We start from the raw sequence: 6520 nt of genomic DNA, 5'->3' as shown, positions 1-6520 counted from the left end.
GGCCTCTTCGCGAGCAAGCCCGCTCCCACATTTGATCGCATTTCAACTGAAGAAACTCGCTCGAATGTGGGAGCGGGCTTGCTCGCGAAGAGGCCCGAGCGCGCAATAAAAAACCCGCGCCTGTCACCAGAACGCGGGTTTCTTATTACCAGCAGCGATTACCGCTCCAGCAAGATCCGCAGCATGCGACGCAACGGCTCAGCCGCGCCCCACAGCAGTTGGTCGCCGACGGTGAACGCGCCCAGGTACTGCGTACCCATGTTCAGCTTGCGCAGACGGCCAACCGGCACATTCAGGGTACCGGTCACCTTGTTCGGGCTCAGTTCCTGGATGCTGATATCACGGTTGTTCGGCACCAGCTTGACCCAAGGGTTGTGCTGGCTGATCAGCCCTTCGATATCGGCGATCGGCACGTCTTTGTTCAGCTTGATGGTCAACGCCTGGCTGTGGCAACGCATGGCGCCGATGCGCACGCAGATACCGTCCACCGGGATCGGGCTCTTGAAGCGACCGAGGATCTTGTTGGTCTCGGCCTGGGCCTTCCACTCTTCACGGCTCTGGCCGTTAGGCAGTTCCTTGTCGATCCACGGGATCAGGCTGCCGGCCAATGGCACACCGAAGTTCTCGGTCGGGTAGGCCTCGCTGCGCATGGCCTCGGCCACACGGCGGTCGATGTCGAGGATCGCGCTGGCCGGGTCAGCCAGTTGATCGGCGACAGCGGCGTGGGTCGCGCCCATCTGCTTGATCAGTTCACGCATGTTCTGCGCGCCGGCACCGGAGGCCGCCTGATAGGTCATGGCGCTCATCCACTCCACCAGGCCGGCTTCGAACAAGCCGCCCAGGCCCATCAGCATCAGGCTGACGGTGCAGTTGCCGCCGATGTAGTTCCTGGTGCCCGCGTCCAGTTGCTGGTCGATCACCTTGCGGTTGACCGGGTCCAGCACGATCACCGCGTCATCCTGCATGCGCAGGCTGGAAGCGGCATCGATCCAGTAGCCCTGCCAGCCGGCTTCGCGCAGCTTGGGGAAGACTTCGCTGGTGTAGTCGCCACCCTGGCAGGTCAGAATGACGTCGAGGGTCTTCAGTTCTTCAATGTTGTAGGCGTCCTTGAGCGGAGCAATGTCCTTGCCCACGGACGGCCCTTGACCACCTACATTGGAGGTGGTGAAAAACACCGGCTCAATAAGATCGAAATCCTGCTCTTCCAGCATCCGCTGCATGAGCACGGAACCGACCATACCGCGCCAACCGATCAGACCTACACGTTTCATCGCAACTACACCTTGTTCAAAAGTGGGCCGCCTTGCAGCAACATCTGCAAGCGGGCCCGAGAGATTACAGATTCCGCAGCGCGGCGACTACTGCGTCGCCCATTTCTTGCGTACCGACCTTGGTGCAACCCTGGGACCAGATGTCGCCAGTGCGCAGGCCCTGGTCGAGCACCAGGCTCACGGCCTGCTCGATGGCATCCGCGGCGTCGGTCAGGTTGAAGCTGTAACGCAGCATCATCGACACCGACAAAATGGTCGCCAACGGGTTGGCAATGCCCTGCCCGGCGATGTCCGGCGCCGAACCGTGGCACGGCTCGTACATGCCCTTGTTGTTGGCATCCAGGGAGGCCGACGGCAGCATGCCGATGGAACCGGTAAGCATCGAGGCCTGGTCGGACAGGATGTCGCCGAACAGGTTGTCGGTGACGATCACGTCGAACTGCTTCGGTGCACGCACCAGCTGCATGGCGGCGTTGTCGACGTACATGTGGCTCAGCTCGACGTCCGGGTAGTCCTTGGCGACCTCCTCGACGATTTCACGCCACAGCTGGCTGGACGCCAATACGTTGGCCTTGTCCACCGAGCAGACTTTCTTGCCACGCACACGGGCCATGTCGAAACCGACACGGGCAATACGGCGGATTTCACTCTCGCTGTACGGCAGGGTGTCGTAGGCCTGACGCTCGCCATTTTCCAACTCACGCACGCCCCGTGGCGAGCCGAAGTAGATACCGCCGGTCAGTTCGCGGACGATCAGGATGTCCAGGCCCGCGACGATTTCCGGCTTGAGGCTGGAAGCGTCCGCCAGTTGCGGGTAAAGGATCGCCGGGCGCAGGTTGCCGAACAGGCCCAGTTGCGCACGGATCTTCAGCAGGCCGCGCTCAGGGCGGATGTCACGTTCGATCTTGTCCCATTTCGGGCCACCCACGGCGCCCAGCAGCACGGCGTCGGCTGCGCGGGCACGCTCCAGGGTTTCGTCGGCCAGAGGCACGCCGTGCTTGTCGATGGCCGCGCCGCCGATCACGTCGTGGCTCAGTTCGAAGCCCAGGCTGTACTTGGCGTTAGCCACTTCCAGCACCTTGACCGCTTCGGCCATGATTTCCGGACCAATGCCGTCGCCAGGGAGAATCAGAATCTGCTTGCTCATGGGTTCCTCATTTCATCAAGCGACCCGCCCGTGGGCAGGTCGGGAAAAATTAATCAGCGTTCGGCCCACACCACCAGCACGTCGGTGCTGAAGGTGCCGTCGGCTTGAATCTCGAAGTAATCGCGCACTTCCTGGCCCATTGCCTTTTGCAGCTCCAGGATCGCGGCACGCAATACCTCTGGGGTGCGCATGCGCTCGACCCACGAGGTGTATTCCAGGCGCAGGCGCTGGCGGCTGCTGTTGCGCACATGCAAACCGGCTTCGCTGAGCTGGCGCATCCACTCGCCGGCGGAATAGTCACGCACATGGCTGGTGTCGCGCAGCACTTCGACGGTTTGCAGGTAAGTGTCCAACAGCGGGCTGCCCGGTGACAAGACGTCCACGAAAGCGGCCACGCCACCCGGCTTGAGCACCCGGCGCACTTCACGCAGGGCCAGGCCCAGGTCGCTCCAATGGTGCGCCGAGTAGCGGCTGAACACGAAGTCGAATTCGCCATCGGCAAACGGCAGGCGCTCGGCGGCGCCGTGCACGGTGCGGATGTTGTCCAGGCCACGGTCCACGGCAGCGGCGGCGACCACGTCAAGCATCTGCCGGGACAGGTCGTACGCCACCACTTCTTTAACCAACGGTGCAACGTTGAAACTCACGTGACCGGCGCCGCAACCCAGGTCCAGCAGTCGTGCAGCGCCCTGCCCGGCCAGTTCGGCCTGGAGCAACGCGAATTCGGTGCCTTGAGCATGTACTGCGCTGCTCAGGTAGGCCGAGGCCTGTTCGCCGAATTGTTTTTGCACGACTTGGGTGTGGGCAGTGCTGGTCATGATGATGTCCCTGGTTTTTGTGTTGCTGTTGCTGGCCCTTTCGCGAGCAAGCCCGCTCCCACATTCGACCGAGTTCCTTCAGTTGAAATGCAATCAAATGTGGGAGCGGGCTTGCTCGCGAAGGGGCCAGTCCGGTCTACATGGAATCAAGCGTCGCGAAACAACCAAGGCTGGCTGGCCCGGTGTTTGGTTTCAAACGCGGCAATCGCATCGCCGTCCTGCAAGGTCAGGCCGATGTCGTCCAGGCCATTGATCAGGCAGTGCTTGCGGAAGGCGTCCACTTCAAAGTGATACACCTTGCCGTCCGGACGGGTCACGGTCTGCGCCGCCAGGTCGATGGTCAACTGGTAGCCCACATCGGCTTCCACCTGCTGGAACAACTCATCCACTTCGGCATCGCTCAAGATGATCGGCAGCAAGCCGTTCTTGAAGCTGTTGTTGAAGAAGATGTCGGCGTAGCTCGGCGCGATGATGCTGCGAAAGCCATATTCTTCCAGGGCCCACGGCGCGTGCTCACGGCTGGAGCCGCAACCGAAGTTTTCCCGGGCCAGCAATACACTGGCGCCCTGGTAACGCTCGGCGTTGAGCACAAAGTCCTTGTTCAGCGGGCGCTTGGAGTTGTCCTGGTAGGCGTAGCCCACGTCCAGGTAGCGCCACTCGTCGAACAGGTTCGGGCCAAAACCGGTGCGCTTGATCGATTTCAAGAACTGCTTGGGAATGATCTGGTCGGTGTCCACGTTGGCACGGTCCAACGGCGCGACTAAACCGGTGTGTTGAGTAAAAGCTTTCATCGGGTATTCCTCAGATCAATTCGCGAACGTCGATGAAACGACCGTTGACGGCAGCCGCAGCAGCCATGGCCGGGCTGACGAGGTGGGTACGGCCACCGGCGCCCTGACGCCCTTCGAAGTTACGGTTGGAGGTGGACGCGCAATGCTCGCCCGACTCCAAACGGTCCGGGTTCATCGCCAGGCACATCGAGCAACCCGGCTCACGCCATTCAAAACCGGCTTCGAGGAAAATCTTGTCGAGGCCTTCGGCTTCAGCCTGGGCCTTGACCAGGCCCGAACCTGGCACCACGATCGCCTGCTTGATGGTCGAGGCGACTTTGCGGCCCTTGGCGATCACCGCCGCAGCGCGCAAATCCTCGATCCGCGAGTTGGTGCAGGAGCCGATGAATACGCGATCCAGCTGGATGTCGGTAATCGCCTGATTGGCTTTCAAGCCCATGTACTTCAAGGCGCGCTCGATGGAACCACGCTTGACCAGGTCGGTTTCCTTGGCCGGGTCCGGCACGTTCTGGTCAACGGCCAACACCATTTCCGGCGAGGTGCCCCAGCTGACTTGCGGCTTGATCTGGGCGGCGTCGAGGGTGACCACGGTGTCGAATACGGCATCGGCGTCGGACACCAGGTCTTTCCAGGCTTCGACTGCGGCGTCCCAATCGGCACCGCTCGGTGCGAATGGGCGACCCTTGACGTAGGCAATGGTCTTTTCGTCCGCCGCTACCATGCCCACACGGGCACCGGCTTCGATGGACATGTTGCAGATGGTCATGCGGCCTTCGATGGACAGGTCGCGAATCGCGCTGCCGGCGAATTCGATGGCGTGGCCGTTACCGCCGGCGGTGCCGATCTTGCCGATCACCGCGAGGACGATGTCCTTGGCAGTGACGCCGAAAGGCAACTCACCTTCCACCGACACCAACATGTTCTTCATTTTCTTGGCAACGAGGCACTGGGTGGCGAATACGTGCTCCACCTCGGAAGTGCCGATGCCATGCGCCAAAGCGCCAAACGCCCCGTGGGTAGAGGTGTGGGAGTCACCGCAGACCACGGTCATGCCGGGCAAGGTGGCGCCCTGCTCCGGGCCGATCACGTGAACGATGCCCTGGCGCACGTCATTCATCTTGAATTCGGTGATGCCATATTCGTCGCAGTAATCATCGAGGGTCTGCACCTGGAGGCGCGACACGGTGTCGACGATGGCGTCGATCCCGCCTTTACGCTCCGGGGTGGTCGGCACGTTGTGGTCCGGGGTGGCGATGATCGAGTCGACGCGCCAAGGCTTGCGCCCGGCCAGTCGCAGGCCTTCGAACGCTTGGGGCGAGGTCACTTCATGGATGATGTGACGGTCGATGTAGATCAGCGACGACCCATCATCGCGCCGTTTCACTTCATGGGAATCCCAAAGCTTGTCGTAAAGCGTTTTGCCGGCCATCACGCGGTCCTCATCAGGTGTTTCTATGCCCCGGGCCTTGAACGATTCAATAACCCTTTGGCTTGTGAGGCTGATGGTATGGCGCTACATTAAATAACTCAAATTCATATTTTTTATGCTTTGGATTACCAACTGGAATAGCACAATGGACCTGGCCAACCTCAATGCCTTTATCGCCATCGCCGAGACCGGCAGCTTCTCCGGTGCCGGTGAACGCCTGCACCTGACCCAACCGGCCATCAGCAAGCGCATCGCCGGCCTGGAGCAACAATTAAAGGTGCGCCTGTTCGACCGGCTGGGGCGTGAAGTCGGCCTCACCGAAGCCGGACGGGCGCTGCTGCCCCGGGCGTATCAGATTCTCAATGTACTGGACGACACCCGCCGCGCCCTGACCAACCTCACCGGCGAAGTCAGCGGGCGCCTGACGCTGGCCACCAGCCATCACATCGGCCTGCACCGCTTGCCACCGGTCCTGCGCACGTTCACCCGGGAATACCCGAATGTCGCGCTGGACATTCAGTTTCTCGATTCGGAAGTGGCCTACGAAGAAATCCTCCATGGCCGCGCCGAAGTGGCCGTGATCACCCTGGCGCCGGAACCCCACACGCTGGTGCGGGCCACCCCGGTGTGGGACGACCCACTGGATTTCGTGGTGGCGCCGGAACACAGCCTGATCAGCAACGGCAGCGTCAGCCTGGCGGACATCGCCCGGCACCCGGCGGTGTTTCCCGGCGGCAACACCTTTACCCACCATATCGTGCAGCGGCTGTTCGAGGCCCAGGGCCTGACGCCAAACATCGCCATGAGCACCAACTACCTGGAAACCATCAAGATGATGGTCTCCATTGGCCTTGCCTGGAGCGTGTTGCCGCGCACCATGCTCGATGACCAGGTGGCACGCATCGCTTTGCCGGGCATACAGCTCAGTCGCCAGCTAGGCTATATCGTGCACACCGAAAGGACGCTGTCGAACGCTGCGCGGGCTTTCATGAGCCTATTGGATGCACAGGTCGATCTGCCAGGGAATCAGGCTTGAATCGCCGTGGCCCGTAGACCGTGGAACC

The 6520-nt window shown here is 61.6% G+C and carries 6 protein-coding genes; 1 reads left to right on the top strand and 5 read right to left on the bottom strand.

What is annotated here, in order from left to right; translation table 11 throughout:
* Window positions 1-158: 158 nt before the first annotated feature.
* The 5 genes from asd to leuC all read right to left on the bottom strand — a co-directional run bounded on the left by asd (window position 159) and on the right by leuC (window position 5456).
* Window positions 159-1271: an aspartate-semialdehyde dehydrogenase gene (asd, locus tag HX873_RS22965; protein WP_003212667.1), complete on the bottom strand. Its 1113-nt coding sequence runs from the start codon at window positions 1269-1271 to the stop codon at window positions 159-161.
* A gap of 64 nt (window positions 1272-1335) precedes the next feature.
* Window positions 1336-2418 carry a 3-isopropylmalate dehydrogenase gene (gene leuB, locus HX873_RS22960; protein WP_003212664.1) on the bottom strand — a complete coding sequence of 361 codons (1083 nt, stop codon included), beginning with the start codon at window positions 2416-2418 and terminating at the stop codon, window positions 1336-1338.
* 53 nt (window positions 2419-2471) lie between these two features.
* Window positions 2472-3236, bottom strand: a complete 765-nt coding sequence (locus tag HX873_RS22955) for a class I SAM-dependent methyltransferase (RefSeq protein WP_177123249.1) — start codon at window positions 3234-3236, stop codon at window positions 2472-2474.
* A gap of 146 nt (window positions 3237-3382) precedes the next feature.
* Window positions 3383-4027: a 3-isopropylmalate dehydratase small subunit gene (gene leuD, locus HX873_RS22950; protein ID WP_003212660.1), complete on the bottom strand. Its 645-nt coding sequence runs from the start codon at window positions 4025-4027 to the stop codon at window positions 3383-3385.
* A 10-nt stretch (window positions 4028-4037) separates the two neighbouring features.
* Window positions 4038-5456 carry a 3-isopropylmalate dehydratase large subunit gene (gene leuC, locus HX873_RS22945; RefSeq protein WP_003212658.1) on the bottom strand — a complete coding sequence of 473 codons (1419 nt, stop codon included), beginning with the start codon at window positions 5454-5456 and terminating at the stop codon, window positions 4038-4040.
* Window positions 5457-5601: 145 nt separating this feature from the next.
* Between leuC and HX873_RS22940 the strand changes: the two genes are divergently transcribed.
* Window positions 5602-6492 (top strand): LysR family transcriptional regulator, encoded by an 891-nt coding sequence (locus HX873_RS22940; protein ID WP_003212656.1) that lies wholly within the window; start codon window positions 5602-5604, stop codon window positions 6490-6492.
* Window positions 6493-6520 lie beyond the last annotated feature (28 nt).

The organism is Pseudomonas sp. P7758 (assembly GCF_013386485.1).
Classification (GTDB): Bacteria; Pseudomonadota; Gammaproteobacteria; order Pseudomonadales; family Pseudomonadaceae; genus Aquipseudomonas.
Note: the sequence above shows the minus strand (reverse complement) of the source record. Positions and strands in the feature narration are given on the sequence as shown.

Bases quoted from the DNA above. Each gene is read 5' to 3' on its own strand.
- leuB (WP_003212664.1), bottom strand. From the start codon at position 2,418: ATGAGCAAGCAGATTCTGATTCTCCCTGGCGACGGCATTGGTCCGGAA.
- leuD (WP_003212660.1), bottom strand. From the start codon at position 4,027: ATGAAAGCTTTTACTCAACACACCGGTTTAGTCGCGCCGTTGGACCGT.
- HX873_RS22955 (WP_177123249.1), bottom strand. From the start codon at position 3,236: ATGACCAGCACTGCCCACACCCAAGTCGTGCAAAAACAATTCGGCGAA.
- leuC (WP_003212658.1), bottom strand. From the start codon at position 5,456: ATGGCCGGCAAAACGCTTTACGACAAGCTTTGGGATTCCCATGAAGTG.
- HX873_RS22940 (WP_003212656.1), top strand. From the start codon at position 5,602: ATGGACCTGGCCAACCTCAATGCCTTTATCGCCATCGCCGAGACCGGC.
- asd (WP_003212667.1), bottom strand. From the start codon at position 1,271: ATGAAACGTGTAGGTCTGATCGGTTGGCGCGGTATGGTCGGTTCCGTG.